The organism is Bifidobacterium catenulatum subsp. kashiwanohense JCM 15439 = DSM 21854 (genome assembly GCF_001042615.1).
In the GTDB taxonomy this organism is placed as follows: Bacteria; Actinomycetota; Actinomycetes; order Actinomycetales; family Bifidobacteriaceae; genus Bifidobacterium; species Bifidobacterium catenulatum.
Genome location: NZ_AP012327.1, coordinates 649,206 through 675,728, shown reverse-complemented (window position 1 = coordinate 675,728; position 26,523 = coordinate 649,206). Strand labels below are relative to the sequence as shown.

Genomic DNA, 26,523 nt, shown 5'->3' with positions numbered 1-26,523 from the left:
TTGACCGCATCAGACGATGATGTCGTGAATGAGGGTGATGGGTTGGGCCTCCTTGCCGATAGTGATGTTGTTGCGGATCAACCGTTCAACATCAGCGATGTCTTCACGATTGGAATGCACAGTCAGTAATGTTTCACCCTTGGCCACGGAATCGCCGACTTTCTTGTTCAGAGTCAGGCCAACGGCATAGTCAAGCACATCGTCCTTGGTGGCACGCCCTCCACCAAGCATCATAGAGGCCAACCCCAGCTTGTCGCTGGTCATGGCAGTGACCACACCCTCTTCCCCCGCAATAATCGGGATATGATACCGGGCCTGCGGCATGATTGTTGGATCGTCGATCACGGTGTCATCGCCGCCTTGTGCCTCGATCATCATACGGAAGCGTTCCAGTGCGGATCCGTCTGCGATGTGGGACTCGAGAATACTCCGGCCCTCCTCAAGAGTGGTAGCTTTACCACCCATGTGCAGCATCTGCGAGCCGATGGTGAGCACCAGATCAAGCAGGTCGTCCGGCCCCTCACCTTTCAGCAGCGCGATTGACTCTTCGATTTCCAAGGCATTGCCAATGGCACGTCCCAGCGGCTGGTTCATATCGGAGATAACCGCCATGATATCCATGCCGACGCCTTTGCCAATATCGACAAGAGCACGAGCCAGAGCCTTGGCGTCCTCCTCATTCTTCATGAAGGCACCCGAACCGGTTTTGACATCCATGACGAGCGCGTCAGTGCCACTGGCAATTTTCTTGCTCATAATTGAGCCGGCAATCAGCGGAATTGAATCGACGGTATCGGTCACATCACGCAAGGCATAAATCTTTTTGTCCGCAGGGGCGATGTTGCCCGTGGCGCCGGCGATGATGCAGCCGACTTCCTTAAGCTGGCGTTTGAACGCATCCTCATTGATCTCCACAGTGTACCCCGGAATGGCTTCGAGCTTATCGAGTGTGCCACCCGTATGCCCCAATCCCCTACCGGAAATCATAGGTACGATTAGCCCGGCTGCGGCGACCAGCGGAGCTAACGGGATGGAGACCTTATCGCCCACGCCGCCTGTCGAGTGCTTATCGACTTTGACACCGGGAATATCCGACAGATCCAGCTGATCGCCGGAGTGGAGCATGGCCATAGTCAGTTCACGGGTTTCTTCGGCTGTCATGCCGTTGAACCAGATTGCCATTAGCAAAGCGCTCATCTGATAGTCGGGAATATCACCAGTGGTATAGCCCTCGACGACGAACCTGATCTGTTCGTCACTCAATGTGATTTTGTTTCGCTTTGCGTCGATAATATCAAGCATTCGCATCAATTTGCGACTCCTTTGTCTTATGCGGAATGTTGTTTCTACAGACTAAAACATCTTCGCATTTTTTACAAATGCGCGTGTTGCATAGTTTACATTTTTTCAGAATGAGTGCGCAAAGACACCTGGCATCGCACCATCATGCGTGCCGTATCAATTCTCGAACGAAAGAAGATCCTGCGCGCTATCCTCGTCAATCACCAACGTATTGGCGTATCCGGCAACGACGGCTGCACGGGTCGCCGGCACTTTGGCCGTCGACGCAACCACCAAGATCGAATGCGGCGTAGCCTTGAGGTCTGCCAGCTCAATGCCGATGGTGCGCCGGTTGATATCTTCATCCACCACACGCCCATCGATGTCGACGAATCTTGAAACGACGTCGCCAACAGCCGTGGCCTGCAAATGAGACTGTTCACGCTGAGTCAGGTAACCCAAGCGGAACAGCATTGCCGAATCGCGCACCGTACCCACTGTGAATACGGCTATGTTGGCACGCCGACCCATATCGGCTATATGACGGATATAGGTCTCGCGTTCCACCAACGCCTTGGTCTGCTCCTGCTCAAAAATCACCGGCAGCGGAAGATACTGCGGTAACGTATGGAAGGCGTTGGCAAAGGCATTAGCACTTTCGAAGCCATAGTTGTTGTGTTCGGTGTTCGAGGCGCTGCCCTTGATCTGCACAACGGTCACGCCGCGCACGTCCTTTGGTGCCAGATGCTCGCCGACACTATGCACCGTACGTCCCCAGCCGATACCGATGATATCGTCGTCACGCACAATGCTTTCGATATAGCTGGCTGCTGCATGTCCGACCGTGTCAAGTCGATCGGCTGGCGCGATGTTGCGTGTAGGCACGACAATCACATGACGCAGGTTATAACGTTGTAACAACTCGTCTGCCATCTGCTCGGCCGTCTCACCTGGATCACCGATTTCGATGCGCACCAGCCCAGTATCGAGGGCATAGCGCAACAATCGGGAGACAGTGGGACGGGAGATGGACAGCTCCTTGGATATCTCACTTTGCGAGCGATCCTGCTGGTAGTACATTTTCGCTACCCTCAGCGCCTCGGCAGCACGACGATCCTTGGCAGCCATGCCCATCTCCTTCCCCATTTCCGGATTTACTACGCCTTGGCGATAGCCGCCTCCAACGCAATGGTAATCATATTGTTGAACGTGCGCTCTCTCTCCTCACTAGTGGTTTTCCCTTCAGAGAAGAGCAAATCGGATACCGTCAGCACCGATAATGCACGGAAGCCTAGTTTTGCACCGAGCAGGTACAAGCCGGCGGATTCCATCTCTGTACCGAGCACGCCGTAATCGGCGAGCTTCTTGACATCGAGTTCGTCATTATAAAAACGATCGGCGGCAAGAATATCGCCGACCTTCACGTCGATGCCGCACTCCTGTGCCACATGGTAGGCGGCATGCAACAGGCCGAAATCTGCCAATGGCGCGAAATGCACCCCATGCCCAAAGGTGTTGGAGACGACAGCCGAATCGGTAGTCGAACCAGACGCCAGCAGCACGTCACGCAACTTGACGTCTGGCGCCATGCCACCGCAGGATCCGACGCGGATAATAGTCTTGACACCGTAGATGCTAGCAAGTTCATTGACGTAGATCGATAGCGACGGTATGCCCATTCCAGAGGCCTGAGTAGAGATGCGATGTCCCTTGTACGTACCGGTAAAGCCAAGGCAGTTGCGTACCGCATTGACCTGCACAACGTCTTCGAGGAAGTTCTCGGCGATGTATTTGGCACGAAGCGGATCGCCGGGGAGCAGAACGACATCGGCGTAATCGCCGGGTTCGGCTTCGATGTGAGGAGTGGCCATGAGTGTTCCTTTCAATGGTCAAAGGATTTACGGATGAGATGTTGCGGACGCGTGAAAGCGCATGCGTTGCGAACGTGACGCGCTTTCACGCCATCATGTTGGACGGGGCTCAGCAATACGCGGACTCAGACGATGCTGTTCAAGAAGCTCACGCCGTTGCCATTGCCCTCGACATCGAAGTTGTCAAGAATGGTGGCGCCCATGTCGGATGCCGTGTCACGTGTGCCAAGCGACTGGCCAGGATTGGCCATGGACGGCGAGTATGCCAGGATCGGCACGTATTCTCGCGTATGATCAGTGCCCTTATAGGTTGGATCGTTACCATGGTCGGCGGTGATGAGCAAAAGATCGTCATCGTGCATTGCACCCATCACACGCCCCAGCCGCTCGTCGAAGGCCATCAGGGCATCACCGTCGCCTTGGGCATTGCGGCGATGACCGTACATCGCGTCGAAATCCACGAGATTCACGAAGCACAAGCCAGTGAAATCGAGGCCCATGGCTTCGTCTACATGGTCCATGCCGTCCATATTGCTCTTATTACGCCAACCCCGATCGATACCATGGCCGGAGAAGATGTCGTTGGTTTTGCCGATAGCGAGCACATCCACACCCGCCTCGTGAAGGAAATCGAGTGCGGTCTTCTCGGTAGGCTCCAGGCCATAATCGTGGCGATTGGCGGTACGTGTGAAATGATCCTTGTCCGGCCCCACATATGGTCTGGCAATGACTCGCCCCATCACGACCTCGGGACCGTTAATCAACGTACGCGCGTATTCGCAGATGCGGTACAGCTCCTTCACCGGGATAACATCCTCATGCGAGGCGATCTGTAGTACGGAATCGCCCGACGTATACAGAATCAAGTCGCCGGTGGCCATCTGATGCTCACCATAGTCATGGATGACTTCGGTGCCGGAGTATGGCTTATTGACGATAACCTTGCGACCGGAGAATGCTTCAAGCTTGTCGACAATCCACTGTGGGAACCCGTTTGGGAACGTGGCCATCTCGAAGCGCACAGGCAGGCACATCATCTCCCAATGCCCATCGAGTGAATCGTTGCCGTGCGAGGTAATCGTCATCTTGCCAAAGCAGCCAACGGCATGCTCGGCCACCGGCACACCCTGAATGGGGTTACTGGGCCTGATGTTGCTCAGACCCAGTTTGCCTAGATTCGGCAGGTGAAGCTCACCGTTGAAGAATTCGCCGATATGCCCCAGGGTGTCAGCACCCTCATCGTCGAATTTGGCCGCGTCCGGAGCCTCGCCGATGCCGATGGAATCGAGCGCGATAGCGAATACACGCTTGTATCGCCGGTAATTATGCGTCATTGCATTCCTTTCGTCGTTGAAAAATTACAGCGTATACATAAAGACTGATAAGCCTACTGGCGTGCGGCCTCTTCAAGGATGGCCACGGATGCGGAGACGCCCAAGCGCGTGGCTCCAGCCTCGATCATCGCATAGGCGTCCGCCAAGGTATGAATGCCACCTGCTGCCTTGACGCCGAAGTCAGGTCCGACGGCCTTGCGCATCAGCGCCACGTCAGGGGCGGTGGCACCTGCGGTGGAGAAGCCGGTGGAGGTCTTCACATAGTCGGCGTCACCTTCGACGGTGAGCTTGCTGGCACGCGTTTTCTCCTCGTCGGTCAGCAGCGCAGTTTCGATGATGACTTTGAGCAGCTTGCCGCCCTCGTGGGTGGCATCGGCCACAGCGCGGATATCGTTACGCACCACGTCGTCGTTGCCGGCCTTAAGCTCACCAACGTTAATCACCATGTCGATTTCGTCGGCGCCCTTGGCAATGGCGTCACGGGTTTCGAACACCTTAGTCTCAGTGGTGGAGGCACCCAGGGGGAAGCCAATAACAGTGCAAGTGGCCACACCGGAACCAGCGAGAGCCTTCGAGACGCGCGGTACCCAGTAAGGATTAACGCATACAGATGCGGTGCCGTACTTGATAGCTTCGGCCACCACAGCATCAATCTGGTCAGCCGTGGCAGAAGCCTTGAGCAGCGTGTGGTCCATATACTTGGCAAGTTGGGCTTGGGTGAGGTTCATGTCGTGCCTTTCTCAATGGAATCAGTCATCTTTGGCTGACTGGGATGGTTATAACTATAACAGCATTTTTTACAATTGTCAATTGCAAAAAATGAATATTTGTAACAAATTGAAGCATGTTAATTCCATGGAATGCGGTGCTTACACATCAGACCGCATTCCATGGAATCCACAATGTCAACTAAACATCGACCGAATCTGCGCGGCGGTGCCATACGAGGCCCGGGCACCGTAACCGGTGGCGGCGTAGGCCGACACGTATGACGAGAGCCTTGCCGCGTCCTGCAGGCTGAAGCCCGATGCCAGCCCGGCGAGCACTGTTCCCATAAAGGAGTCGCCGCACCCGGTGGTGTCCACGGCATCGACCTTCACCGGAGCGATGCGCACAATCCGCTGGCCTTCAGGAGCTGCGGTGTCCAGCACCACAGAACCGTCGCCACTCAAGGTGACAATCGCCTCCTTGAACCCGTATTCGGCCATGCGGTCGGCCGCATGCTGCCAATCGAAGGCACCCTAATTGTCGTCGTCGGGCTCGTCGATGCCGAGCAACTGGGCCATCTCGCGCTCATTGACCAGCAGCACGTCAGAGGCTTCGATCAGTTCAGCCGGAATCGTGTGCGTGAACGGCGAATCGTTAAGCAGCACCTTCACCCCGGTCTCATGGCACATCTGCGCCGCCGCAGTGACGGTTTCGATGGGGCTTTCCAAGCACAGCCCCAGCACGCTGGAGGAGACGAGCTAATCCTTCATGGACCGCACGTAGTCGACGGTGACCTGCGCGTTGGAACCCGGCGAGTAGACGATGATGTTCTCGCCTTCGGCGTCCACCACAATGACGGTGGTTCCGCTCTGCCCCAGCACACGACGCACGTTCGACACGTCGACACCGGACTGTTTCACCGGAAACGCCGATCGGACATGCCATCCGGCCTTTCCACACAGACACAGCCGACACGTCCGCCCGCCTTACCGCGCACCACCCTGGCAGCCAACGAGGCGATCAGCGCCTTGGCGGCCAGTCTGCCACCTTCCCGGTTATCCACGCCCACGCCGTCGCAGTAGCCGGAATCCACCAAGCGATCCACGAAACACCACCGGGCATGGGCATTCCTCCACATCACGTCGCAGCTCGGGCCGTCTGATTCGGCCGATAATGCATGGATGAGGCGACGTTGAGTATCTGTTCTCGGCGTTCACTGGAGATGCGCACCGGCCAGTCCGGCCAGTCGCACTGACCCGGCTCGCTGAACCGGCGGAACGGTCACCGCTTGGGCAGATCCATGAATCCGAGATTCTTCAAATAATTGTTCCCGGTGGTGATGTCGTACTGGATCAGCTTGTAGTCGGCCAGCAGCTGTTTGGTCTCGGAGTCGAAGTCCTTCGCCGCCATCGCCTCGCCCTTCGCGTTCAAGTAGATGTTCTGGCCTTCCGGAATGCGGTCCCATCCTTGGATGTTGTTGACGACCGGCGGTTCCATCGCGGAGATCTTCTCGTGCATTTCGGTGAGGAACGCGAGATACGGCGACACTTTCGCGTCCATATGCTCGGCCGCCTGCGCCACGAAGAAGTTCGGTGACGAATAATCGGAATTGTCGACCTTGGTGCCCTGCGATTCGGAGGCCTTGTTCGACCAGATGAAGTAGTCGGTCAGATGCAGGGCGAGCGAGTTGCCGTCGTCCTTCGACGCGGAGGAATAGATGCCGGGCAGATGGTCGCCGTAGAACACCACGGTGACGGGCTTGTCGAGCTGGTCGAGCTGGTCGAGGAAATCGGCGGTCGCGTCATCCGTGAGGGATGCGCCCTTCTGGTAGGTTTCGATGGATTCCTGCTCGTCCTCGCCCAACGGTTCGCCGGTGGTGGATTCCGCCTTGAAATCGTTGTTCTTGTACCACTCGTGGTACGGCATGTGGTTCTGCATGGTGATGACCTGCAGGAACTGGTTGGACTTGGTCTTGCTCACCTGCTCCAACGTGCTCTTGTACGTCGCGGCGTCGGACACATAGGGCGATTCGTCTATCTTGTCCTGATGCGAGATGACGTCCGGGCCAGTCAGCGTGTAGAAGTGCGAGAAGCCGAACTTCTTGTAATTGGTGGCGCGCGAGTACATGGACGATTCGTACGGATGCAACCCGATGGAGTTCCTGGCCGCGCCCCACATCTGGTTGATGGTCGGCGTCCAATGCTCGCTCGGCACCAACTGCTGGTACGGACTGGTCAGAGAGGAATCGAAGTTCGCCATGGAAAGACCCGTCAATCCCATGTATTCCAAGTTGGCGGTGCCGCCGCCGTATCCTGACGACAGCATCAGGCCGGATGTCGTGTTCTTCTTGATCTCACGGATCTTCGGCATGGAATCCTTGTTGACCTTCAGGCCGGGCACACGCGACGGATCGGAGAAGGATTCGGACAGCACGTAGATCACCGTGCTGTCGGTCATGTTGGAGGAACGCTTGGCGTTGATCTTCTCCGCAGCCTTCGTGCATCGGGCCACGACCTGCTTCATCGTGGCCTCGCTGTAGTTGGACGGCTTCTCCATGATGCTCGTATTGAGCTGCCTGATGAACGCCACCAGCGGTCCGTTGCGCTGCGCGTCATACACGGAATCCCACATCGACGGCATGTCTCCCATTGCCGACGAGAAGCTTTTGGCCCATGATCCGACGGTGCTCACCTGCATCGAATACAGGGCGAAGAACAGGCCTGGCACCAGAATCAGCAACAGACGGGCAACGGCGTTGACCGAGCGCGTCTGCCGGTCCGAGCCGCGGAACAGCTTACCGTGCCGCCCGTCCAGACGGTTCAGGAACACGAACAGCGCGACGAAGGCGATGAACACGGCGACGGCCAGCAGAATGGTCCATTGCGCGCCGGCCGGCGTGAAGCTCATCAGATTGCCCGCATCGGCCTTCAGGAAGTTCAGATCGCTCGGCAGAATCGCCTCGTATCGAATCGACACCTTGAAATGCTCAATGACCGCGATGATGAACGTCACCGCCAGGAACAGCGGAGTCGCGATCCAGAAACGGTTGCAGACCATCAGCAGTATCAGATACAGCACGCCCCACAGTAGCAGATTCAGCACCGCGACGAAATTGAGGCTGGTCCACATCTTGGTGACGAAGCCCCAGCCGGTAAGCCACATGTTGTTCGACAATTTGACTCGGGTCGCCGACTGGCTGACGCCGATCTGCAGCGCGGCCACGCCGATGGCGTCGAACACCGCGAACAACACGCCGTATAGCCATCCGGGGAACGGCCCGCACTTCTTTCTCACCTTGCCCGCGGGCGCGTTCGGATCCACCGTTTCGATGTTCAGTTCCTCAATCGTCTCGTTTTTCACGGATTCGTTCGTCAAGCGCTTTCTCCACTCGTAACGCATCAGATTCCCTCGCCGACTTCCGCAGCGATATGCCAACGTCCTATTGTTGCGGCCGAATCTGACAAAACCCTGTGATATCCGATTTCATCCACAGGTTCTTTCCGAAATCCTCCGCATCGAAGGTGGTGTGTACCATACTGCGATATGACTCCTTCACGCCGCACATCCTCGGCGAATTATCTGTTTCTCGTCATCGGAACGCCGCTGGTCGCCTTCCTCATCGCCGCATCCCAGGCTTTCGAAGCGCACAGACTGCGCGTGCCGCTCGTGCGCATAGGCACCAGCGTCGCCGGACTGATGCTTCAGGCCGTGCCCTTCATGCTGCTCGGTGCGATGATGTCGGCCGCGGTCGCGACACTGGTCACCACATCGTTCATCGAACGGCATCTACCACGCACCACCATCGGCGGATTCACCGTGGCATTGGCCGCGGGACTGTGCATGCCGGTGTGCGATTGCATGGCCGTGCCGACGTTCGCGAACCTGCTGCGCAAAAAGCTGCCGGTTCCCTGCGCTGTCACATTCCTCGTCGCGGTGCCGATCATGAATCCGATGGCGATATGGTCGACGTGGTACGCGTTCCCGAACGATCCGTGGATGGTGTTCCGCCGTGTGGGCCTGGGCGCGTTGATGGCGTTGACGGCAGGCATGTCGTTCGTGGTATGTCCGATCGGCAAAATACCGGTACGACCACGCAACGACCATGCGGCGAACGAGCTTGGCTGCGCATGCGGATGCGACGATTATGCCAAATGCGAACATCGGCAATCACCCCTGCGCCACTTCCTTCGGCACACCCACGATGATTTCCTGCGCATGATGCCGATTCTGCTGGTCGGCTCGACAATCGCAGCCATCATAAGCATCACATTCGGCAATTCGATCAACGCCGATATCGTCGCGAACCATCCGTTGGGCGCCATCGCCATGGCGATGGCGCTCGCGTTCCTGTGCTCGGTCTGCTCGTCCTCGGATGCGGTGATCGCCGCGGGGATGTCGGGGATGCTGCCGGTTTCGGCATTGCTGGCGTTTCTGACGTTTGGACCGGTGCTTGACGTGAAGAACGCGATGATGCTGGGCGTCGAATGCAAGGCCGGTTTCACGCTTCGTCTCATGATCACCATCACGATGACCTGCATACTGCTTGCGTTCCTCGTCCATATGGCGTTCGGGATATGAAGCATGGCATGGCATTCTCATCAATCACGTCTTTGGCCGCTCGCATGAGATTCGGACACGGCACCCACACGCCGCATCCGACCATGGCCGATTTGGTGGAAGGCTGCTGTTTCGCGGCATTGGCGGCGGCGATCGCACATGCCGTGGCGACCGGCACATACACGTCGTTGGCCACGCCGCGGGCGAAACCGTATCTCGTCGTCACTGCGATTTTGCTGGGCCTGATGGCGGTGGCGGCATGCATCGGCATGCTCCATACCGCCACGACCGACGTGCGCAAAAGCCCGCGTTGGCTGGTCGCGCTGATCATCCCCGCGTTGCTGATCAGCGTGCCGTTCCATCAGTCAGCCGGTTCGGGAGGCTTCGACGCGTATGCATCCGGACGCGCCATCCCCATCGCCAAGAACGTCTACACCCCCGACGACACAAGGCATCTGCACGGATTGGACGCGAAGCGCCGGACGATCACCATCGGCAACGACGAGTTCGGCGCGTGGTTCGAGCAGATCGATCACAATCCACAGCGTTATGCGGGTTACCGGATACGCGTGACCGGATTCGTGAGCTATTCCAGAACATATGGCCGCCATGAATTCCAAGTGGCGAGGCAGTTCATGAGCTGCTGCATCCTCGACATGACGCCGTTCGGCTTCATGGCCGTTTCGAAAGGAAAGGCACCGGCCGAACACCAATGGGTCACCGTCGAAGCCCGACTGGAAAACGGCACTTATGGCGCATCCGGCTATGAACGCCAAGGACTGGTGTTGCACGTCATCTCGCTGCATCAGACGAAAGACGCCCCTACCGGCTATTTCTATTGGCAATGACGACGCCACCGGCTAACAGGCAATCGGAAAACTCGCTTGGCGAGCACCGAATAAAACATCAACACATGTCAATGCAAATGGGCTTCGACGCCATTCCGGAAAACCGGATATGGCGTCGAAGCCCAGATTTGTTTTATGGAATCGCGGTTCAGCCGCGGCGCTTCAACGCGATGGTCGCGCCTGCACCGGCAAGCATCACCACTGCTACGACGGCGATGGCGATGGCACCGGCACCGGCCTTCGACAGCCTGCCGTTGCCCGTGCCCGCGTCGGAGGCGGTGGCGTTGCCGGACGGCTTGTTGCTCGGCTGTGCATTCGGCTTGGTCTACACCGAGTCCGTGAAGGAGTTCTTGTAACCGTTCTTGTCGTTGGCGCCGGTATTCGCGACGCACGCGGCGACGGTGTCGCCCAAATTGGCGGCCTTGCACTTCGGAGGCGATGCAGTTCTCCAATTCGTCGTGCGCGAGAAGCAGCACGTTCTGGCGATGGTTCGCATCGCTCCACAGCGCCGCGACGTCGGCTGACACGGAGATGCGTCCGCCAATCACGTCGAGCGGGTAGTGCACGCCGATCACCACGCGGTTGTTGCCGGCTTCGGAGGAGCGCGTCACCAGTTCCGTGCCGAGCTCAGGCGGCAACGTCGCCAGTCCAAGACCGCGATTGTACGCCTTCGTGGTGTGGCCCGAGAGGAACGCCTGTGACGGCTCGGACACGTCGGTGTAGTCGTCACCGAATTAGGTGCCGTTTTCGGCGAACATCGGGAAACGCACGATGTTCAGTTCAGATTTCAAATCCTTCAGATCGTTGGCGCCGTCAAAGGTACGGTCCCATCCTTCAGAGGATTTCGAAGTGTATGGACGCGGATAGTTGAAATCGGTTTTCGTGCTGCCGGTGCCGACGAACTTCGAGAACGCGGTCTTGCTAGAATTGTCGAACACCAACGCGTTGATTTTCGGCAGGGCGCCCGAATCGAGGCCTTCCTTCACGAAGCCGGCGATGGTGCCGCCCAGCGCATCCGAAAATTCGCGGTACGCGTCGTTGTCGACGGCGTCGATGCCGGCACGCTGCGCCTAGGTGTGTGTGCCGTCAGCCTTCGCTCCGTTCCGCGCATCCTGCGCGGCCTTGTTGTTGATGGCCTCGACGATGTCGTCGTTTTGTTTGAGAACGCTTATTCCGGCATCGGTGACGTTGCCGCGGAACGCGAAGCCCTGCGCCGTGTTGCTTGCCGAATCCTGCGGGTTCTTGTTGTTCGGATCGGTGATTTTCTTCGGAGCCCACCACTGGTAGAACTCGCTCAGCAGCGATGTGATATCCGGCGTGTTCGTCGGGAATGCGGTCGCGTCGGCCGCGGATGCGGTGACACCGCCTGCGAGTGCGACCGCGGTCACCATGCCGGCGACGACGGTCGACAGCGCCGCGCGTTTGATTTGTTTCCTCCTCTTCAATCGTCGACTTTCTCAATCGATGTCTGGACGATTCTTTTCTATCGCACCGCAACCGCCGATGTCATGGAAAACAATCAGATATCGAGCAGCGTTCATCCAACGCTCACTGGTTAGAGCGTGTCGCCCCTTCCTCGATTCGAGCATCATATGTCCCGAACAAAGCGTGCAGATCGGCACGATGGGCATCAGGATGGATGGTGGCTTCCGGATCGGTGAGCGCGGCCAGCAGCTTGTATGCGCGGTGCGTGGCCGTATCGGCCAATGAGGCGGCATGCAGCGTCGCGGAGGCATCGTCCACGCCGGGAAGCACCAGCACATGGGCCGCCTCACGAACCAATCTCGCCTGCACCACGCCCGTGGAGCGGGGTTCGACGATCACGTCGTCCTCGTCGTGTCCGGCCAGCACAAGAGGCTGATCGTCGAAGCCACGCGCCTCGAATCCTTCAAGCCGTGCGGCATTGGCCACGGTGACGTCCACATGGTTCCATGGCAGCTCGTCCAATGCCGCGGATTCGGCGAGATATTGGGCGACCGCGATGCCTTCCACTCCGATCGGCAGCACGACAAGCACGCAATCGGCCGAGCCGACATCCTTCATCACCATGGCGAGATCGTGTTTGACCGAGCAGGTCAAGCAGCAGTCGTCCATGCGGAAAGAATCGTAATCGCCGTCCATTAGATCGCCGAAGCTGGGCGGGCGACGAATGGTGCGCGTGACCGCAATGCCGGATTCCGCGTCATCGTCGGCGGTGACATCATAGGAGATGGTGTAGGTCGAGGGGCATGAATCGGCCAAGGAGAACGACACCGAATCCAAAGCCAGCCGTTCCACGCCAGTCAGAAGCACCACGCTGCCGCGGGACTGCGCATCGTCCTGCGAAAACAGCTCCTCCAGCTCATCGAAGTCGTGGAATTCCCCAGACTCGTTGCCTTCGGCGTTTCTCCATGATTCCAAGGATGGATGGGTCATTGCTTTTCCTTATTTTCGTTTCCAACTTGACGATAATGATTCTCAATATCTATAGTTAGACCCATGACCAAACATTGTCAAATTCTGGGAACCCGTGCCGGATACGGCAACAGCGTCTCCCACTCGCACAGGAAAACCCGCAGGCGCTTCGAGCCGAACCTGCAGAAGAAGCGCTACTACGTTCCTTCTCTGGGACGCACGATCACCCTCACGGTAACGCCGCGCGGCATGAAGACCATCGACCGCATCGGCATCGATTCCGCGGTCGCACGTCTCATCGCGGCCGGAGAGATCAAGGCCTGATCGCGGGAGATCGCGTCAGACAGGAAGAAAGGACCATCCATGTCGCAATCCAATGACGTCCGACCGGTGATCACTTTGCGGTCCACCGCCGGCACGGGATCGACCTACACCACCACCAAGAACCGCAGGAACACACCCGACCGTCTGGAACTGCTCAAGTTCGATCCGGCGCTCAAGAAGCGTGTGATTTTCAAGGAGACCCGCTGACATGGCAAAAACCAGCAAAATCGTCAAGCAGCGCCAGCGTGAACTTACCGTGGCGAAGTACGCGGAACGCAGGCTGAAGCACAAGGAGGATTCCGTCAATTCGCATCTGTCCCAGGAGGAACGCGACGAGGCCATGCGCAAGTTGCACGCGCTCCCCCGCAACGCCAGCCCGACCAGGCTGCGCAACCGCGACGCCATCGACGGCAGGCCGCGCGGCTACGTCGGCAAGTTCGGCCTCTCCCGCATCAACTTCAGGGAAAAGGCACACAAGGGCGAACTGCCCGGCGTCACCAAGTCCAGCTGGTGATCAACCGGAGAACGTCGACAAAGCACATCATCCATCAAAGGAATCAATCATGCAGAAAGGCATTCATCCGCCATATGGCCCGGTGGTGTTCAAAGACCAATCCACCGGAACCATGTTCCTGACGCGTTCGACGCTGGTATCCAAGGCCGACAAGCTTCCCAAAATCGAATGGGAGGACGGCAACACGTACCCGCTGTACACCGTAGACGTCACCAGCTACTCGCATCCGTTCTACACCGGAAAATCCGTGGTGCTCGACACCGCGGGCCAGGTGCAGAAGTTCAACAATCGCTACGGCAGAAAGGATAAATGACATGAAGGTCAAGGCTTCCATCCGTTCCCTGCTGCGCAAGGACGGATCGATGGTCGTCCGTCGCCGCGGCCATCTGTACGTCATCAACAAGAAGAATCCGCGCTGGAAAGCGAGGCAGGGCTGATGGCACTTCCAAAGACAAGGACCTCCCGAGCGAACACTCATTCACGCCGTTCCAACTGGAAGGCGAAGCCAGTGGATCTCGTCACCACAACTACGCCCGACGGCCGTAAAGTGCAGGTTCCAGGATATCTGGTGCCAGCCGTGCGTAAGGGGTATGTGGACGTCGACAAACTCTGACGCCCGCGCAATTAATCGTGGCGTATCGGCTTCGATGCGTCACTCGCTCCGGAACGAAATCACCGTCGTTCCGGAGCGGAGGGTCTAGCCCGTACTTGTACCTCGGGTCAAACGGTTGAGATAAGCAGGAAATCGCCTCGCATACCGCGAGGCGATTTCTTTTTCATTTCATATCGCCAAAGCCGACGACGTGATTATTCTGCATCTGCGCCGACTTCATGAATGGCAATCAGTCAGCGAGCTCGCTCTTCAGCTCCTTGAGATCGGCGAGGATCTCGTCATGGCACTTCTCATTGGCGTCAAACGCGAGGTGGCAGAACGCGCACTCGTGGTTCTCGGAGTTCTCACGGCAGGTCTTGTCGCAGTGCTTGCCCTCGCACCTGCCGCAGTCGGAATCGTTGCAGCAGTCGCCATCGAAGCAGCAGCCACAGCAACCGCAAGCGGCAACGCCGTGCTCGTGCTTGGACGGATCGAACTTGTCCAGAACGTCCTTGTCGACTGCGAAAACGCCTTCTTCGGTAACGATTTCGCAAGCGCGCTCGTCGTAGTTCTTGATGGTCATCTTGCAATTCTTTTCATTGCCGTCATACATTTTGCTTTCCACCATGAATATTACGGACACGCTCCCCGTGAAGGAAATTAATGAAATCAATTATCAGATTTCATGACAGCACCGCCCGAATCCGCTGATTTCACGGCATCTTCGCCATGATGCGATTTGTCTTGCGCTTGCGCGCATTTCAGGCAGATACCGAAACTCTCCAAATCATGGTCGACATCCCGATAATGCGGATGCGCCATCGCCTTGTCAATCCACCGCTCAAGTCCCGGCACCTCGATTTCCACAGTGCGCCCGCATACGCGACAGATGACATGGTGATGGCGCTTGCCATCCGAGCATTCACGGTAGAACGTCTCGTCATCGACGTGGATGACGTCGACCCCCTGCTCGGCCATCAGTTTCAGATTACGGTATACGGTCGCGGTCCCGACTTTGAGATTACGGCATTTCAGCACCTCGACTATCTGTTGCGCAGAGACGAAACGACGCATATCACCCAACACCTGCGCGATAAGCAGCCTCGGCCTGCTGACGCGTTCCTTCACGCCCTTCTCAGCGTCCACCACAGTTCGCACTCCTTTCGGAAAGCATGGCTTTGCCATGAACCACAATCCGCACATCCCACATGCGCGACACACCTACCTCTTTCCTTGTTGATAACGATTCTCATTTGCTATATTATCCATGTCGCGGAACTTCATCGGCAGGCTTTCCACACAGCGATCACCGCAGGCAAGCCACAGAAGGCATGAATTCCGATCGGCATATCAGATGGGTTACACAATACCCCCTAACAAAGGTAGAAGAGAAGAGCATGACTGATTCAAATACCAGCCATATCCAAAACGCGCAGCAGGCTGAAAACGCCTCGGCAGCCAACAACAAGCACCGCATCGCAGCGTCAATCGTCAGCTTTGTCGCGGGTCTTGCCGTGGCGGGCATCGTCGCGGGAGGCCTCTCGATCGCCAATCCGCGCAGTACCGCGACCGGCGGCAACACCAGCGCCAGCGCCGCAAACCAGCAGGTCTCCGATTCCTGTAGCACGACGTTCGATGTCGTGGCATCCGTGAACCAGTGGGGATCGCTCGCCCAGGAACTCGGCGGATCATGCGTCAAGGTCACTTCCCTGATCAATTCCACTTCCGTGGAGCCCCACGACTATGAGCCGACGACGTCCGACATGGCCAAGCTCACCAAGGCCGACATCGTGGTACTCAACGGCGCCGGATACGACGGCTGGGCCGAAAAGGCACAGTTCGACAAAAGCAAGCAGACCATCGTGAACGTCGGCGACATCATGGGCATCACCGCCATGAAGGAACACTCGCATGAACACTCCGACGGCGATTCCGGTCATCATCACCACCACGGCAGCACCAACCCGCACCTGTGGTTCAGCCCGGAGGCCGTGCTGAAGGCCGCCAACGCCATCACCGAAGCCTATGAGAACAAAGCCGGCGAAAGCTCCGACACCGCGCAGACCGCGCAGCGCCACTTCAATGATTGGAACGGCGATTACGCCAATTTCGTGGCATTGATCAACAAGGCGCGCGCTAAGGGCATCCAGCGCCGCTATGTTGCCACCGAATCCATCATCAACTACCTGCTTGATTACGCCGGATCGATCGACAAGACGCCCGAGACCTACACGAACGCGATGAACAGCGATTCCGAGCCCTCCGCCGCCGACCTGAAGAACGCGATCGATACCGTCTCCGGTTCGAATGTGGATCTGCTGGTGGTCAACCCGCAGGAAATGGACGGCTTCGCCAAGAAGCTCAACGAGGCCGCTCTCTCCTCCCATAAGACCATCGTCTCGGCGACAGAACAGCTGCCCGAGAACCAGAAGACCCTGCTCGGATGGCTCACCACCATCGCCAACCAGGCGCTGGCCAACGACACCATGAACGGCTGGTTCCTCACCCAGGACGTCAAGGACCGTGACCTGTCCGATTACGAGGGCGAATGGCAGTCCGTGTATCCGCTGCTGAAGGAAGGAAAGCTCAAGAAGGTGATACAAGCCAAGGCCAAGAAGGGCGACATGACCGAAGCCGAATACAATAAGTACTACGACACCGGCTACGAGACCGACGTGGAGAAGATCACCATCAAGGGCGATCAGATCACGTTCACCCGCAATGGCAAGAGCACCACCGCCACGTACAAGTACGACGGCTACAAGATCCTCGACTATGCCAAGGGCAACCGCGGCGTGCGCTACCTGTTCACCGCCACCGGTGACGTTCCGGCGGGCGCGCCGAAGGCGGTGCAGTTCTCCGACCATGGCATCGCTCCGGGCAAGGCCGCGCACTTCCACATCTTTTCGGGAGATTCCCAAGCGGAGACCCTCAAGGAGATGGACAACTGGCCAACCTACTACCCCGCTTCGATGAGCGCCGATGAGGTGGCCACGGAAATGCTGGCCCACTGATCCTTCCATGGCATACAGCCATTGCCGGCAACCATAGCCATGGAATACCGATGCCCGGTTTTTCGAACCCCATTACCGTTCGAAAAACCGGGCATCATGTGTATTTCCTATGATTCCCTATGTCTCCGCGCCTATTTAAGTGCGCTTTTTTTCTGGCATTCCGAACACATTCCAAACACTTCCAGCGTGTGCCGTTCGATGGTGAACCCGTATTTTTGCGAGATGCCCCGCAGCCAGGATTCGGATGGCGATTCGATCTCCACCGTCTTGCCGCAGCCCGTACACACCAGGTGATGATGGTGACCATCGTCACCGCACAGACGGAACAGCTGCTGACCACTCATACGCACGGTATCGGCCTCTCCGGCATCCGCCAAAGCGTTCAGCTGGCGGTACACGGTGGCCAATCCGACCTTCACGCCTTCATCCTCAAGTCGGCGATGCAGGTTCTGCGCGGAGACGAATTCGTTGCTCGCCTTGAGCGCCTCATGAATGAGTTCCTTCTGTTTGGTGTTCCGTTCCACGCGTCCATCCGCCAATCTACCCGACTGCGGGCCATTACAATATGCGCATCCGAATTCCACATCCGGATGCGCATATGCCATCAATCTGAAATTACCTGATACACCTTTATATATCAGACCTCATATATACGGCTGCATATGGCCTGTCTCAGATCTTCTTGAGATCATCCCAGCAGCCAGTCCGCTCAAGATCGGCCACGGTCTGCTTAGTGTCGTTGGTCAGCACGGTAATATGACCCATCTTGCGGTCATGGCGCACTTCGGCCTTGCAATAGTCGTGCATGCTCCATTCCGGATGCTCGGCAATCAGCGCACGGGTCGGTGCCACATGCTGGCCGAGCACATTGACCATGACGGCCGGCTTGAGTAGTTCAGGCTGTTCGAGCGGCCAACCCGCGATGCCTCGGATATGCGCATCGAATTGGTCGAACGAGCATGCCTCGATGGTGTAATGGCCGGAATTATGCGGGCGAGGCGCAAGCTCGTTGACGATGACCCGCTCATCCTTGGTGACGAACAGCTCGATAGCGAGAATGCCCGCCAATTCGAAGCCCTGCGCCAAGCGCAACGCGAGTTCGTGCGCCTCCTTCGCCACGGCTTCGCTAACTTCGGCAGGAGCGATGGTCATATGCAGAATATTGTTGCGATGCTCGTTACGCACGATCGGGAAGGTCACGTAATCCTTGCCGTTGCCTGCAACGAGAATGCTCGCTTCGAATGCAAAGTCGACGAAGCCTTCGAGAATGCTTGGTGGGAATCCACCGCCACGATCGGCACGGGCACGCACCTTTTCAAGATCGGCATCAGATTTCAGTACCGTCTGGCCATGGCCATCATAACCGCCGGAACGGGTTTTGAGCACGGCCGGATAGTGAATCTCATCGAGTGCCGAGTCAAGCTCCTCAACACTGTTGACGGCCTTCCACGGTGCGGTCGGCGTGCCGTGGTCGTTGATGAACTGCTTTTCGTTGACACGGTCCTGCGTGACGCGCAGCAGATCGGTGCCCTGCGGAGCCGCCGCAAGGGAACGCACCTGGTCGATTGCGTCCGCGTCCACGTTTTCGAATTCGTACGTGAGTACGTCGGATTTTTCGGCTAGTTCGCGGATTGCGGTGATGTCGTCATATTCGGCAGTGACCTGGAAATCAGCCACCTGCGCGGTCGGGCAGTCCGGTGTCGGGTCGAGAACTCCGATGCGGAAGCCCATATAGCGGGCAGACAACGCCATCATACGGCCAAGCTGACCACCACCGATAATGCCGATGGTGGCGCCCGGCATCAGCCTTTCAACACGGCCGTTGGTTTCCTCAGACAAGCTGGGCATTGGATTCAGCCACCTTTTCCTTCAGCGAGTCACGGTATTCCTGCAGGGCATTGGCCAGACGCTCATCGGTGGTGCTTAGAATGCTCACAGCCAAAAGGCCCGCGTTTGTGGCACCGGAATTGCCAACCGCAGTGGTGGCGACCGGAATGCCACCCGGCATCTGCACGATGGACAACAGCGAATCCCAGCCGGACAACGCATGGGAACGCACCGGCACGCCGATGACCGGCAGGGTGGTTTGGGCCGCCACCATACCCGGCAGGTGTGCCGCGCCGCCAGCGCCGGCGATAATGACCTTCAGACCGTTGGCACGGGCATTATGCGCGAACTCACCCATCAATTCCGGGGTGCGGTGCGCGGAAATCACCTGCTTCATGTACGGCACTTCGAACTGGTCAAGCATCTCGCAGGCGTGCTTCATGGTTTCCCAATCGCTCGCCGACCCCATAATCACTGCGACTTCAGGCTTGTTGTCTGCCATCAAGGACCTCCGAAAGAATCCAAAAGAACATGTTCTTGAACACCGCTTACTTTACGCAATCGGCTAGATGTGCAACATGATTTTCCCGAAAACGTCGCCATTCACGATCTTGGAAAACGCAAGTCGTGCATCATCGATCGCATACGCGGAGTCAATGACCGGGTGCAGATCGGCATGTTCCACGAATTTCAATAGGCGTGCGAAATCCTCGCGAGAACCCATGGTATTGCCTTGAATACGAATATCTTGGAAGAAGATTCTCGTAAGTTCGGCGCCAGGCTGATCGCCCGTGGTCGCGCCGCAGATGGCGATGGTGCCTCCCGGACGCACGGATTTGACGGAATGGCTCCAAGTGGACACTCCGACGGATTCGATGACGGCATCCACCTTGCGAGGCAGTCGCGCACCCGATTCGAACACCGCGTCAGCGCCGATTTCCAATGCACGATTGCGCTTGTCTTCGCTACGTGAGGTAACAAACACTTCCAATCCAGCCGCATGGGCAAGCTGGATCGCAGCGGTCGACACGCCTCCGCCGGCACCTTGAACAAGCACCGTATCTCCCGGCTTCACATTCGCCGACGTGAACAGCAAAGAATATGCGGTAAGCCAGCTGGTGCCCAATGCTGCAGCCTCATCGAAGTTGAGATTCTCTGGCTTGGCGAACACGTTGGCGCTGGGCACCTGCGTGCATTCGGCCATGGTTCCCGCATATCGTTCGGAAAGGATCGAACGACGCTCCCCCGGCATGACTCCGGCCCCATCGGTACCGATGAACGTGTACAGCACCACTTCGGAGCCGGCCTTAAGCCCCTTGCTCACGGGAATGTCTTCTTGCAGCACGCCAGCCGCATCGGTGCCGAGAATCATCGGCGTCTGCTCGTCGGCAAGCCCCACACCTTGCAGACTCCACACGTCATGATGGTTCACGCTCGCTGATTTCACACGAATGGTGGACCAGAATGGCTTGGTTTCAGGTTCGGGCATGTCGCCCACTTCGAGCTTAGACAGCGGATCATCATAATTCGTTCCGGCGGCATATACGGCTTTCATGTTCGCGCTCCTTTGCGAATAATGGCTTTTCACGATTGCAAACACCTCTATTGTGCCTCAAGTTGAGAAGACTTTGCGCTCCTTTGCCCGTAAACACCCTCGTCGGGGCATACAGTGGGATAAGATTTCGCATTTGGTTGCACTGATCGTAGGGAAGGGTGATTGCGCACGATGACCGCTGGCATTTTGAGTTCGATTCACACTCCTGCGGACGTACATGCCCTTTCAGCCCAACAATTACGCGATTTATGCTTTGAAATCCGCACCACGCTGCTTGATTACGGCAGGAAGCATGGTGGGCATATTGGCTCAAATCTTGGCGTGGTGGAACTCACCGTGGCATTGCATCGCGTGTTCAACTCGCCTCACGACCGTTTTATTTTCGACGTGTCGCACCAAAGCTACGTGCACAAGATGCTTACCGGACGTGCCGAAGCGTATCTCGACGAATCCCGATTCGGCGAGGTGACCGGTTTCACCAATCCGTTGGAAAGCGAGCATGATTCGTTTGTACTTGGTCATACCGGCACTTCGATTTCACTCGCGTGCGGTCTCGCCAAAACCCGCGATATGCAGCGCACTGCAACAGGAGAAAGCACTATTGGCAATGTCGTCGCCATTATCGGAGACGGTTCCTTAAGTTCAGCAATCGCTTTCGAGGGGCTGAACAACGCTGCCGAACAGGGCGGCAATCTCATCATCATCGTCAACGACAATGAAATGTCGATCGCTGAGGATTTCGGTGGCATGTACGGCCAGCTCGCCAAATTACGTGCGTCAGATGGCACGGCGGAACTGAACCTGTTCAAGGCATTCGGCTTGGATTACCGCTACGTGGAGCAGGGCAATGATGTTGACACGCTGGTGGAGGTGTTGAACGAGGTCAAAGGCATCGACCACCCGATCGTAGTGCATATTCACACTACTAAAGGCTTGGGCTTCGACGATGGCGAAGAGTCCGACAATGGTTCGGACGGCTGCAATCAGACCAATCCTCAACCTCATGCGGGCAAATGCGAGGCCAATCATTGGCAGGATCCGGAGGCCTCGCTCGGTAAACCGCTCGACGCACGTAAATACTATGGCGAAATGGCCATGGCATCGTTGGAACGCCGTTTCAGCAACGAGCCGGGGTTGGTGGTCATCTCCCCCGCAACCCCAGGATCGAACGGCATCACACGAGATTTTCGCGAGCGTGCGGGCGCGCATTACGTTGATTCCGGCATTACGGAAGAGCATGCGGCTGCGTTCGCCGCGGGCATCGCCAAAGCGGGTGGCCGCCCCGTGCTTGCGACTTCCGCCACGTTCTTCCAACGCACCTTCGACCAGCTGCAACAAGAGTTGGCGTTGAATCATGTTCCCGCCACACTGCTGATTTTCGGTGCGGGAATTTCCGGCGCCGACAACACGCATTCAGGCACATTCGATATGACGATGTTCGCCAATGTTCCTGACGTGACCTGTTTGGCTCCCGCAAGCGGCGAACAGATGCTTGACATGCTGGCTTGGGCAACCGGCCCGTCCGACCATGGCGTGGTGGCGATTCGTATGCCTGGCGAGCAGATTCTTTCACTCGAACGTGCCGCCGATATGCTCTTCGACCCGTTGCAGCGTGCCGAAGAGCATGATCCGGCCGTCAATATTACCGGGGAATGCCCATTCTCCCGCTATCGGATTGTTCAGCCCGGCAAAGATGTTGCGATTCTTGGACTGGGCAATACCATGCCGTTGGCTGCGGAAGTTACGTCGGCGCTTGCTGAAGATGATGAGACGCATGCTGCGATCACTACGACGCTTGTTGACGCATTGCAGTATTCCACGATGGATGCCGAATTGCTGACGATGCTTGCCGATGGGCATCGTTTGGTCGTTACGTTGGAGGATGGCCAGTTGGAAGGCGGATGGGGTGAGAAGGTCACCGCGTTCTACGCAAATTCCAATAATACCAAAACTTCTCACGTTCGTGTGCTGAATTTTGGTGCATCCAAAGAGTTCACCGATCGAGTGCCGCTTGACGAGCTTAATGAACGTTACGGATTGACCGCGGCAACCATTGTCTCTCGAATTCACGGTATTCTCAACGAATAATTAATGTGTATCAACGAATTGGCGGGAACGGTCGCTATATCCGCAAGACCATTCCCGCCAATCTGTAATCAGTCACGCAATCAGCAATCACTGATCATTCTTGATGGCATCCAAAGCCGGAATCTTCACAGCCTTATTGGCAGGACCGAAACCTGCGATCACGCCGACGGCAATCGAAAACAGCATGGCCACTACAAAAAGCCACCATGGAATCACCGAAATACGACTCACATCGTCGCCGCCCATAATCGCCTTGCCGAGATTCTCAACACTGAATCCACCCAAAGACGCCATATTGATGCCTATCGAACCGATTTCGGAAATCAGGCAGGCAATCACACCGCCAACTAGGCCAATCGCGCCAGCCTCACACAGGAACATCATGCGAATATCACGCACATAGCAGCCGAGAGCTTTCATAATGCCTATTTCGCGAGTACGTTCCGACACCGACATGATCATGGTGTTGGCAATGCCAATCGCGGCAACGAAGAACGACACCGCACCAATGCCACCCAACGCCAACTGGATGCCCCGCGACTGCTTTTCGATCTCCTTACGCGTTTGCTCAAACGAGGAAGTCTGATAACCGGCGCCCTTGATTTGCGCTTCAACGTCGGCAACGTCTTTGATGTCTTGGGTGTGCACCAGTACCTGATCGTAAACGACCTTGCTTGACGTGTTGGCCTTGGCGCCCCCCGATATTTTGGCGTTCAACGTTTTCATATCGTCGATGCTCATCACAATGCCGGAAGTGAACGCATCATAGTTGTTGGCGGAGGAATCAATGACACCCACCACAGTGTATGGCATGGTAATGGTGGGATTCTCACCACTGCCTGAATCGGATGGCGCCACGGATCCGCCGCCCACCTTGCGGTAGTCGTCGGGACTTTGATAGTTGGCTCCGGTGATCAGTGTGATTTTGGAGTTCAGCATATCGAAGAATGGGTCTTCGCCTTCGGATTGGGCGCAACCGTGCTCATCACAGTAATAACCGCCCGCTTCTGTACGATGATTGCTCGGATCTGACGCATACTTGTCGTAGAACGAATACACGAAGGATTTGCCCGCCAACACTTCGCCGGCACGCATCGGAAGACGTCCACTGGCCAATTTATAGCCGGATTCTTCCAATTGAGTGGCGTCGACTCCCACCACGTTGACATATTGCGACACGTACCGAGAACCGGCTCCTTGCGTGGCATCCATACTGTATGACATCGTTTTCTGTGGAAGCACCCCAGACACACCGGCAATGCTGCGGAAATTCTGCACGGCATCATCGTCGAGTTTCGCCTGTTCGCTGCCAGCACCGCTCACGCTGGATGACGGTGCCGTGGAATGTGAACCTCCGCCGTCCGCGTATACGGTGATGTCGTTCAGGTTGCCCATGTTTTTGAGCATCTGCTCGTTCTGTTCGTTGATGCCCTGGCCAATGGAAATCATGAGCACGATCGAGCAGCAACCGACGATCACACCCAGCACCGTAAGAACCGTACGTGATTTGCGACGCAGCAGATTCTGCATGCACGAACGTGCGATATCCGAAAAACGCATGCTCACTCCTTGACGGAGGGCACGGAATCAATCACCTGGGTCGGCGCATCAATAGCGCCTACCGTGGTGCCAGCCGTATCGGCAGTGCCATCAGCATCAGTGCCGGCATGCGAATCGGTGGAATCCCAATCCCAATCATCATCCTCGGCCGCCTTCTTCGCCTTCTTGCGGCGACGCACAGCCACTACGACCACAATGGCGATCACAGCAACGACAGCCGCGGCAATGACAATCCACACCCAAGCCGGAACGCCCTGGTTTTCCTGCGGGCCAACATCCGTGCCTGGATCGACGGGGGCCGGTGCCTCAGACACCGTGATTTTTACCGGCGATTCCTTGGTCTGCTGCTGGCCATTGGCATCCTCGTACGTCACCTTCAGCTTGGCATCATATTCGCCGGCCGCATCAGCGGTGAAAGCGAATCCAATGGAGCCGGAGGCACCGGATGCCACATTGCCGATATACTGTGTGGCTTGTGTGGCGGTGATGCCGTCGCCCTCGATGGACGCTTCGACGTTGGACACATCCCCCTTGCCCTTGTTCACATATTCCATGGAAATAGTGGATTCCTCACCCGCATTGATGGTGTTGGGAAGCACGGGATTACCCAGTTCGAAGCGGTCAGGCTGTGAAACCGGTACGGAAATCTTAATATCCGAAGTGTTGGAGTTGCGGGTGTCGCCATCGACATACTCGTATTTGAAGTTGATATCGATGCCCTGCGCACCGTTCTTCGCGCTCGGCAGCACCTGCATGGGCACGGTCTGCGTCAGCGAGTAACCCGCCCATAGCGAATCGTAATAGAACGTGTTCGTGCCGCCGGAAATGGCGAAATTCTCGCCGCCGTCAACGGTCACAACCATATTGCTGACTGCGACCTTGCCCATGTTCTGGAAGGTGAAGCCAAGATCGAAATTCGTGCCGACCGCTACGGAACCGTCGCCATACGTGAAGTTGGTGATGATGATATTCGGCACCGGACCCGCCAGCTGCACGGTGGAACCACCGTTGCCGGCGTCCGTGCCATCGCCATCTTCGGCGAGCGCCGTCGGCACGATGCAGGTCAACGCGATGACGGCGGATGCCACCAGTGCGATGACCATGTTGATGAATTTCACGGAATGGCTGCCTTTATTCATGGTTTTTCCCTTCTCTTCTTGCTGTCACGCGTTATTCACCAGACGGTCGTCGATAATGCGCCCGTCGAGCAGCGTTACGATACGATCGGCATATTGCGCCATATTGTCATCGTGCGTGACGAGCACGATGGTTTGGTTCAGGTCTCGTGCGAACGCGCAGATCATGTCCATCACGTCGTTTTTGGTTTTGGAATCGAGATTGCCGGTCGGCTCATCGGCGAATACGACTTGCGGCCGCGATGCGAACGCTCGCGCAATGCCGACGCGCTGCTGCTGACCGCCTGACATTTGCGTCGGATAGTGGTTCAGGCGTTTGCCGAGCCCTACTCGTTTCAGCATTTTCTTGGCGATTGCCTCGCGCTTGTTTTTCGGCATGCCTTGGAACATCAACGGCATTGCCACGTTTTCGACGGCGGTCAGATTGGGCAGCAGATTGTATGACTGGAATACGAAACCGAGATGCTTCTGCCTGAATTCCGCCAACTGCCGTTCGTCAAGACGGGAGATGGGCACTCCCCTGATGCGCACACCGCCCTTGGTTGGTTTTTCCATACCGGCAAGCTGGTTGAGCAGAGTGGATTTGCCGGAACCGGATTCGCCATAAATGCAGCAGATCTGACCTTGCGGAATGGTGAGATTGATACGTTCCAACGCCACGACGGTCTCGTCGAGCACTGGATACTCCTTACGGAGGTTCTTCACTTCGATGATGGGTCTGCGCGTCTCCATCACCGACTTTTGCCCTTCAATATTCGCCATAGTCCTCTTTGCCTTCCCCGTATGGCGTCTAACGCGCTTGATCCGTGACCGAGTTTATACTATTTCCTCGTTCTTCGCATCCCTTAGGGGAACACCCCGAGATAGCCAAGCTCACGCATAATACCGCATCAGCATCAAACGCAAGTGGGGACGCCCTT

The 26,523-nt window shown here is 57.0% G+C and carries 30 protein-coding genes and 1 pseudogene; 11 read left to right on the top strand and 20 right to left on the bottom strand.

All coding sequences use genetic code 11. From position 1 onward, the window contains the following. Positions 1–9: 9 nt before the first annotated feature. The 8 genes and pseudogenes from BBKW_RS02890 to BBKW_RS02855 all read right to left on the bottom strand — a co-directional run bounded on the left by BBKW_RS02890 (position 10) and on the right by BBKW_RS02855 (position 8,593). Entirely contained in the window at positions 10–1,308 is a 1,299-nt protein-coding gene (locus BBKW_RS02890) for a pyrimidine-nucleoside phosphorylase (protein WP_033501345.1), read from the bottom strand. A gap of 150 nt (positions 1,309–1,458) precedes the next feature. Beyond that, positions 1,459–2,409, bottom strand: a complete 951-nt coding sequence (locus BBKW_RS02885; RefSeq protein ID WP_033501346.1) for a sugar-binding transcriptional regulator — start codon at positions 2,407–2,409, stop codon at positions 1,459–1,461. A 29-nt stretch (positions 2,410–2,438) separates the two neighbouring features. Next, a complete protein-coding gene (gene deoD, locus BBKW_RS02880; RefSeq protein WP_033501347.1) occupies positions 2,439–3,152 on the bottom strand; it encodes a purine-nucleoside phosphorylase in 714 nt (237 codons plus the stop codon). 125 nt (positions 3,153–3,277) lie between these two features. Beyond that, positions 3,278–4,486, bottom strand: a complete 1,209-nt coding sequence (locus tag BBKW_RS02875; RefSeq protein ID WP_033501348.1) for a phosphopentomutase — start codon at positions 4,484–4,486, stop codon at positions 3,278–3,280. A gap of 53 nt (positions 4,487–4,539) precedes the next feature. Further along, positions 4,540–5,214, bottom strand: coding sequence for a deoxyribose-phosphate aldolase (deoC, locus tag BBKW_RS02870; protein WP_033501349.1), 675 nt, complete (start codon positions 5,212–5,214; stop codon positions 4,540–4,542). A 177-nt stretch (positions 5,215–5,391) separates the two neighbouring features. Further along, a pseudogene (locus BBKW_RS02865) lies at positions 5,392–6,105 on the bottom strand (PfkB family carbohydrate kinase); the annotation flags it as partial. A 5-nt stretch (positions 6,106–6,110) separates the two neighbouring features. Next, a complete protein-coding gene (locus BBKW_RS02860; protein WP_193786590.1) occupies positions 6,111–6,335 on the bottom strand; it encodes a hypothetical protein in 225 nt (74 codons plus the stop codon). A gap of 140 nt (positions 6,336–6,475) precedes the next feature. Continuing rightward, positions 6,476–8,593: an LTA synthase family protein gene (locus tag BBKW_RS02855; RefSeq protein ID WP_033501351.1), complete on the bottom strand. Its 2,118-nt coding sequence runs from the start codon at positions 8,591–8,593 to the stop codon at positions 6,476–6,478. A 144-nt stretch (positions 8,594–8,737) separates the two neighbouring features. Here BBKW_RS02855 and BBKW_RS02850 point away from each other — a divergent pair, with 144 nt between their 5' ends. The 3 genes from BBKW_RS02850 to BBKW_RS10430 are packed head-to-tail and all read left to right on the top strand — an operon-like array spanning position 8,738 to position 10,955. Then, positions 8,738–9,772 (top strand): permease, encoded by a 1,035-nt coding sequence (locus BBKW_RS02850; protein WP_033501352.1) that lies wholly within the window; start codon positions 8,738–8,740, stop codon positions 9,770–9,772. A gap of 8 nt (positions 9,773–9,780) precedes the next feature. Further along, on the top strand, positions 9,781–10,599 hold the full coding sequence (locus BBKW_RS02845) for a TIGR03943 family putative permease subunit (protein ID WP_231858508.1): 819 nt from the start codon (positions 9,781–9,783) through the stop codon (positions 10,597–10,599). Further along, complete coding sequence (locus BBKW_RS10430) at positions 10,596–10,955, top strand: hypothetical protein (protein ID WP_144242150.1); 360 nt, start codon at positions 10,596–10,598, stop codon at positions 10,953–10,955. The genes BBKW_RS02845 and BBKW_RS10430 overlap by 4 nt, the downstream gene beginning before the upstream one ends. Positions 10,956–11,333: 378 nt before the next feature. On the opposite strand, the gene BBKW_RS09840 is transcribed toward BBKW_RS10430, so the two are convergent. The 3 genes from BBKW_RS09840 to BBKW_RS02830 all read right to left on the bottom strand — a co-directional run bounded on the left by BBKW_RS09840 (position 11,334) and on the right by BBKW_RS02830 (position 13,014). Then, entirely contained in the window at positions 11,334–11,585 is a 252-nt protein-coding gene (locus BBKW_RS09840) for a hypothetical protein (RefSeq protein WP_051920290.1), read from the bottom strand. A gap of 84 nt (positions 11,586–11,669) precedes the next feature. Beyond that, the gene (locus BBKW_RS09835) at positions 11,670–12,044 is read right to left on the bottom strand and encodes a hypothetical protein (protein ID WP_051920292.1); all 375 of its coding nucleotides are present in this window, start codon (positions 12,042–12,044) and stop codon (positions 11,670–11,672) included. Between the two features lie 103 nt (positions 12,045–12,147). After that, positions 12,148–13,014, bottom strand: a complete 867-nt coding sequence (locus tag BBKW_RS02830) for a hypothetical protein (protein WP_051920294.1) — start codon at positions 13,012–13,014, stop codon at positions 12,148–12,150. A gap of 63 nt (positions 13,015–13,077) precedes the next feature. Between BBKW_RS02830 and rpmB the strand changes: the two genes are divergently transcribed. Genes rpmB through rpmF form a run of 6 tightly spaced genes read left to right on the top strand, consistent with a single transcriptional unit; the run spans position 13,078 to position 14,444 of the window. After that, on the top strand, positions 13,078–13,317 hold the full coding sequence (rpmB, locus tag BBKW_RS02825; RefSeq protein ID WP_033501354.1) for a 50S ribosomal protein L28: 240 nt from the start codon (positions 13,078–13,080) through the stop codon (positions 13,315–13,317). A gap of 39 nt (positions 13,318–13,356) precedes the next feature. Beyond that, complete coding sequence (gene rpmG / locus BBKW_RS02820; RefSeq protein WP_033501355.1) at positions 13,357–13,524, top strand: 50S ribosomal protein L33; 168 nt, start codon at positions 13,357–13,359, stop codon at positions 13,522–13,524. A gap of 1 nt (position 13,525) precedes the next feature. Then, a complete protein-coding gene (rpsN, locus tag BBKW_RS02815) occupies positions 13,526–13,831 on the top strand; it encodes a 30S ribosomal protein S14 (protein WP_033501356.1) in 306 nt (101 codons plus the stop codon). Positions 13,832–13,880: 49 nt separating this feature from the next. Further along, positions 13,881–14,144 carry a type B 50S ribosomal protein L31 gene (locus tag BBKW_RS02810; RefSeq protein ID WP_033501357.1) on the top strand — a complete coding sequence of 88 codons (264 nt, stop codon included), beginning with the start codon at positions 13,881–13,883 and terminating at the stop codon, positions 14,142–14,144. A 1-nt stretch (position 14,145) separates the two neighbouring features. Beyond that, positions 14,146–14,268 (top strand): ribosomal protein bL36, encoded by a 123-nt coding sequence (locus BBKW_RS02805; RefSeq protein WP_033501358.1) that lies wholly within the window; start codon positions 14,146–14,148, stop codon positions 14,266–14,268. Continuing rightward, the gene (gene rpmF / locus BBKW_RS02800; RefSeq protein WP_033501359.1) at positions 14,268–14,444 is read left to right on the top strand and encodes a 50S ribosomal protein L32; all 177 of its coding nucleotides are present in this window, start codon (positions 14,268–14,270) and stop codon (positions 14,442–14,444) included. Before BBKW_RS02805 ends, rpmF begins: the two co-directional genes overlap by 1 nt. Positions 14,445–14,673: 229 nt before the next feature. On the opposite strand, the gene BBKW_RS02795 is transcribed toward rpmF, so the two are convergent. Together BBKW_RS02795 and BBKW_RS02790 are read right to left on the bottom strand one after the other, a co-directional pair. Further along, positions 14,674–15,006 (bottom strand): hypothetical protein, encoded by a 333-nt coding sequence (locus BBKW_RS02795; RefSeq protein WP_033501393.1) that lies wholly within the window; start codon positions 15,004–15,006, stop codon positions 14,674–14,676. Between the two features lie 86 nt (positions 15,007–15,092). Then, positions 15,093–15,572, bottom strand: coding sequence for a Fur family transcriptional regulator (locus BBKW_RS02790; protein ID WP_157872358.1), 480 nt, complete (start codon positions 15,570–15,572; stop codon positions 15,093–15,095). Positions 15,573–15,820: 248 nt separating this feature from the next. On the opposite strand from BBKW_RS02790, the gene BBKW_RS02785 reads away from it, so the two are divergent. After that, entirely contained in the window at positions 15,821–17,437 is a 1,617-nt protein-coding gene (locus BBKW_RS02785; protein WP_048349499.1) for a metal ABC transporter substrate-binding protein, read from the top strand. A 131-nt stretch (positions 17,438–17,568) separates the two neighbouring features. Here the strand turns inward: BBKW_RS02785 and BBKW_RS02780 are convergent, their stop codons facing one another. From BBKW_RS02780 to BBKW_RS02765, 4 genes are all read right to left on the bottom strand, one after another. Further along, complete coding sequence (locus tag BBKW_RS02780; RefSeq protein ID WP_033501395.1) at positions 17,569–17,976, bottom strand: Fur family transcriptional regulator; 408 nt, start codon at positions 17,974–17,976, stop codon at positions 17,569–17,571. A 133-nt stretch (positions 17,977–18,109) separates the two neighbouring features. Next, entirely contained in the window at positions 18,110–19,285 is a 1,176-nt protein-coding gene (gene purK / locus BBKW_RS02775) for a 5-(carboxyamino)imidazole ribonucleotide synthase (protein ID WP_033501361.1), read from the bottom strand. After that, a complete protein-coding gene (gene purE, locus BBKW_RS02770) occupies positions 19,269–19,766 on the bottom strand; it encodes a 5-(carboxyamino)imidazole ribonucleotide mutase (protein WP_003836415.1) in 498 nt (165 codons plus the stop codon). Before purE ends, purK begins: the two co-directional genes overlap by 17 nt. A 63-nt stretch (positions 19,767–19,829) precedes the next feature. Beyond that, positions 19,830–20,819 (bottom strand): zinc-binding dehydrogenase, encoded by a 990-nt coding sequence (locus BBKW_RS02765; protein WP_033501362.1) that lies wholly within the window; start codon positions 20,817–20,819, stop codon positions 19,830–19,832. Between the two features lie 171 nt (positions 20,820–20,990). On the opposite strand from BBKW_RS02765, the gene BBKW_RS02760 reads away from it, so the two are divergent. Continuing rightward, positions 20,991–22,907, top strand: coding sequence for a 1-deoxy-D-xylulose-5-phosphate synthase (locus tag BBKW_RS02760; RefSeq protein ID WP_033501363.1), 1,917 nt, complete (start codon positions 20,991–20,993; stop codon positions 22,905–22,907). Between the two features lie 87 nt (positions 22,908–22,994). Here BBKW_RS02760 and BBKW_RS02755 read toward each other — a convergent pair whose 3' ends face one another. The 3 genes from BBKW_RS02755 to BBKW_RS02745 are packed head-to-tail and all read right to left on the bottom strand — an operon-like array spanning position 22,995 to position 26,365. Then, positions 22,995–24,467 (bottom strand): ABC transporter permease, encoded by a 1,473-nt coding sequence (locus BBKW_RS02755; protein WP_033501364.1) that lies wholly within the window; start codon positions 24,465–24,467, stop codon positions 22,995–22,997. Positions 24,468–24,469: 2 nt separating this feature from the next. Then, a complete protein-coding gene (locus tag BBKW_RS02750; RefSeq protein WP_033501365.1) occupies positions 24,470–25,606 on the bottom strand; it encodes a COG1361 S-layer family protein in 1,137 nt (378 codons plus the stop codon). 24 nt (positions 25,607–25,630) lie between these two features. Next, positions 25,631–26,365 (bottom strand): ABC transporter ATP-binding protein, encoded by a 735-nt coding sequence (locus BBKW_RS02745; protein WP_193564511.1) that lies wholly within the window; start codon positions 26,363–26,365, stop codon positions 25,631–25,633. Positions 26,366–26,523 lie beyond the last annotated feature (158 nt).

What these genes read in the sequence shown, in the direction of transcription:
- BBKW_RS02890 (WP_033501345.1), bottom strand. Translation starts at nt 1,308, where the DNA reads ATGCGAATGCTTGATATTATCGACGCAAAGCGAAACAAAATCACATTG.
- BBKW_RS02885 (WP_033501346.1), bottom strand. Translation starts at nt 2,409, where the DNA reads ATGGCTGCCAAGGATCGTCGTGCTGCCGAGGCGCTGAGGGTAGCGAAA.
- deoD (WP_033501347.1), bottom strand. Translation starts at nt 3,152, where the DNA reads ATGGCCACTCCTCACATCGAAGCCGAACCCGGCGATTACGCCGATGTC.
- BBKW_RS02875 (WP_033501348.1), bottom strand. Translation starts at nt 4,486, where the DNA reads ATGACGCATAATTACCGGCGATACAAGCGTGTATTCGCTATCGCGCTC.
- deoC (WP_033501349.1), bottom strand. Translation starts at nt 5,214, where the DNA reads ATGAACCTCACCCAAGCCCAACTTGCCAAGTATATGGACCACACGCTG.
- BBKW_RS02855 (WP_033501351.1), bottom strand. Translation starts at nt 8,593, where the DNA reads ATGCGTTACGAGTGGAGAAAGCGCTTGACGAACGAATCCGTGAAAAAC.
- BBKW_RS02850 (WP_033501352.1), top strand. Translation starts at nt 8,738, where the DNA reads ATGACTCCTTCACGCCGCACATCCTCGGCGAATTATCTGTTTCTCGTC.
- BBKW_RS02845 (WP_231858508.1), top strand. Translation starts at nt 9,781, where the DNA reads ATGGCATTCTCATCAATCACGTCTTTGGCCGCTCGCATGAGATTCGGA.
- BBKW_RS10430 (WP_144242150.1), top strand. Translation starts at nt 10,596, where the DNA reads ATGACGACGCCACCGGCTAACAGGCAATCGGAAAACTCGCTTGGCGAG.
- BBKW_RS02830 (WP_051920294.1), bottom strand. Translation starts at nt 13,014, where the DNA reads ATGACCCATCCATCCTTGGAATCATGGAGAAACGCCGAAGGCAACGAG.
- rpmB (WP_033501354.1), top strand. Translation starts at nt 13,078, where the DNA reads ATGACCAAACATTGTCAAATTCTGGGAACCCGTGCCGGATACGGCAAC.
- rpmG (WP_033501355.1), top strand. Translation starts at nt 13,357, where the DNA reads ATGTCGCAATCCAATGACGTCCGACCGGTGATCACTTTGCGGTCCACC.
- rpsN (WP_033501356.1), top strand. Translation starts at nt 13,526, where the DNA reads ATGGCAAAAACCAGCAAAATCGTCAAGCAGCGCCAGCGTGAACTTACC.
- BBKW_RS02810 (WP_033501357.1), top strand. Translation starts at nt 13,881, where the DNA reads ATGCAGAAAGGCATTCATCCGCCATATGGCCCGGTGGTGTTCAAAGAC.
- BBKW_RS02805 (WP_033501358.1), top strand. Translation starts at nt 14,146, where the DNA reads ATGAAGGTCAAGGCTTCCATCCGTTCCCTGCTGCGCAAGGACGGATCG.
- rpmF (WP_033501359.1), top strand. Translation starts at nt 14,268, where the DNA reads ATGGCACTTCCAAAGACAAGGACCTCCCGAGCGAACACTCATTCACGC.
- BBKW_RS02795 (WP_033501393.1), bottom strand. Translation starts at nt 15,006, where the DNA reads ATGACCATCAAGAACTACGACGAGCGCGCTTGCGAAATCGTTACCGAA.
- BBKW_RS02785 (WP_048349499.1), top strand. Translation starts at nt 15,821, where the DNA reads ATGACTGATTCAAATACCAGCCATATCCAAAACGCGCAGCAGGCTGAA.
- purK (WP_033501361.1), bottom strand. Translation starts at nt 19,285, where the DNA reads ATGCCCAGCTTGTCTGAGGAAACCAACGGCCGTGTTGAAAGGCTGATG.
- purE (WP_003836415.1), bottom strand. Translation starts at nt 19,766, where the DNA reads ATGGCAGACAACAAGCCTGAAGTCGCAGTGATTATGGGGTCGGCGAGC.
- BBKW_RS02765 (WP_033501362.1), bottom strand. Translation starts at nt 20,819, where the DNA reads ATGAAAGCCGTATATGCCGCCGGAACGAATTATGATGATCCGCTGTCT.
- BBKW_RS02760 (WP_033501363.1), top strand. Translation starts at nt 20,991, where the DNA reads ATGACCGCTGGCATTTTGAGTTCGATTCACACTCCTGCGGACGTACAT.
- BBKW_RS02755 (WP_033501364.1), bottom strand. Translation starts at nt 24,467, where the DNA reads ATGCGTTTTTCGGATATCGCACGTTCGTGCATGCAGAATCTGCTGCGT.
- BBKW_RS02750 (WP_033501365.1), bottom strand. Translation starts at nt 25,606, where the DNA reads ATGAATAAAGGCAGCCATTCCGTGAAATTCATCAACATGGTCATCGCA.
- BBKW_RS02745 (WP_193564511.1), bottom strand. Translation starts at nt 26,365, where the DNA reads ATGGCGAATATTGAAGGGCAAAAGTCGGTGATGGAGACGCGCAGACCC.